The following is a 1,609-nucleotide window of genomic DNA, read 5'->3' as shown; positions in this document are numbered from 1 at the left end:
GGCGTCTGCCGCGGCACATGGTCCCGTCGGCGCTGGTGGTGCTGGAGGCGCTGCCGATCACGCCGAACGGCAAGCTGGACCAGCGCGCCCTGCCCGCACCCGCAGCCGTCACCGCCGAGCAGAACGGACGAGCCCCGCGCTCGGTGCAGGAGGAACTGCTCTGCGGCCTGTTTGCCGAGGTCATCGGTGTTCCATCGGTGAGCATCGACGACGACTTCTTCGCCCTGGGCGGTCATTCGCTTCTCGCGGCCCGGCTGATCAGCCGGATCCGCAGTACCTTCGATGCCGAGCTCGGGATCCGTGACCTGTTCGACGCCTCCACGGTCGTGGGCGTCGCGGAGAAGCTGAAGGACGGCCGCCCGGCACGTCCGGCGCTGGTGGCGGGCGCGCGGCCGGAGGTGCTGCCGCTGTCGTTCGCGCAGCAGCGGCTGTGGTTCCTGGACCAGCTCGAAGGCGCCTCCGCGACCTACAACAGCCCGTTCGCGTTCCGTCTGCACGGGGCAGTGGACGTGGAGGCTCTGCGTGCGGCGATCGGTGACGTGGTGGGCCGGCACGAGGCCCTGCGTACGGTCTACCCGACGGTCGACGGTCAGCCGCGCCAGCTGGTGCTGCCCGCCGACGACACCCACGTCCCGTTCACGGTCGAGCCGTGCACGGAGGACGAGGTGGCGGAGCGGATCTCCGCCGAGGCGTTCGCCACCTTCGATCTCTCCGCCGAACTTCCGCTGCGGGTGGTGCTGTTCGCGCTCGGCGAGGACGAATCGGTCCTGGTGCTGACCTTGCACCACATCGCGAGTGACGGTTGGTCCTCCGGTCCGCTCTGGTCGGGTGTCGCCTCGGCCTACCGGGCCCGGCTGGCCGGTTCCGCGCCGGTCTGGGAGCCGCTGGCGGTCCAGTACGCGGACTACGCACTGTGGCAGCACAACCAGCTCGGCGACGCCATGGATCAGCAGCTCGCCTACTGGGCGGAGGCGCTGAAGGGCTCGCCGCAGGAGGTCGCTCTGCCCTTCGACCGGCCCCGCCCTGCCGCCGCGTCGCATGACGGTGAGCTGTTGGAGTTCGGGCTGGATGCGGAGCTGCATGCCGAGCTGGAGGGGTTGGCGCGTCGGCACGGTGTGACGTTGTTCATGGTGCTGCATGCGGCGTTGGCGGCTCTGTTGTCGCGGCTGGGTGCGGGGACGGATGTTCCGATCGGGACGGTGGTGGCGGGGCGTTCGGACCAGGCGCTGGACGACGTGGTCGGGTTCTTCGTGAACACGCTGGTGCTGCGGACGGATGTGTCGGGTGAGCCGACCTTCGGTGAGCTGCTGGGCCGGGTCCGTGACACGGATCTGGCGGCGTTCACGAACCAGGACCTGCCGTTCGAGCGGCTGGTGGAGGAGCTGAACCCGATCCGTTCGCTGGGCCGGCATCCGCTGTTCCAGGTGATGCTGGTCCTGCAGAACAACGACGAGGGCACCCTTCGGCTTCCTGATGTCGTCGTGACGCCCGAATCGTTCGGGACGCCGCCCGTCAAGTTCGATCTCAACCTGACCTGCGTCGAGAACCGTGACGGTTCCCATGCGCCCGCCGGTATCACGGCTGTTCTGCAGTTCGCGACCGATCTGTT

Annotated in this window: 1 protein-coding gene; it reads left to right on the top strand. The window is 69.0% G+C overall.

The genetic code is table 11. The features are described from left to right. On the top strand, positions 1–1,609 hold a 1,609-nt coding region (locus ACZ6EM_RS40375), incomplete at both ends, for a condensation domain-containing protein (RefSeq protein WP_465774677.1).

This window comes from Kitasatospora sp. NPDC041917, from assembly GCF_055589745.1.
The sequence above is the reverse complement of the archived record's forward strand: the minus strand, read 5'-3'. Positions and strand labels throughout refer to the sequence as shown.